1 pseudogene is annotated in these 401 nt (G+C 64.3%); it reads right to left on the bottom strand.

Going from position 1 to position 401, the window contains the following annotated elements:
• Nucleotides 1-240: pseudogene (locus ACTFO6_RS17860) on the bottom strand (NHL repeat-containing protein); the annotation flags it as partial.
• Nucleotides 241-401: the final 161 nt, after the last annotated feature.

Below are 401 nucleotides of genomic sequence, written 5' to 3'. Positions count from 1 at the left end.
GTCGAACACCTGGATGCGCCCGTTGCGGGAATCTGCGACGAACACCTCTCTGCCGGCCACGGCGACACCCGTCGGATCGTCGAACTGGCCAGGACCGTCGCCTTTTTCGCCCCACGCTGTGACGAACACGTAGGCGGGCTCCTTGGCGGACGGGATGAAAGCGAAGCTGCCGAGCGCGGCAAGCGCGACCAGGACGAAAAGCGTCCATCCCGCGTACTTGCCGATCCCGGCAAGCGTCATGTGCTCTCCACCGCGAGAGTCAGTAATTGAAGCGGAACCCGGCATGAGGCACGTAGTCCGTCTCCAGCGCCGTGCCACGAAGATTTTGCACCACCGGCCACTGCACGCCCGCTTCGAAGACCCAGCGCCTAGTCACGTACTGCAGGCCGGGTGTGAGGAAC

The sequence above is a fragment of the Pelomicrobium sp. G1 genome (assembly GCF_051905455.1).
Lineage (GTDB): Bacteria > Pseudomonadota > Gammaproteobacteria > Burkholderiales > UBA6910 > Pelomicrobium.
Note: the sequence above shows the minus strand (reverse complement) of the source record. Positions and strands in the feature narration are given on the sequence as shown.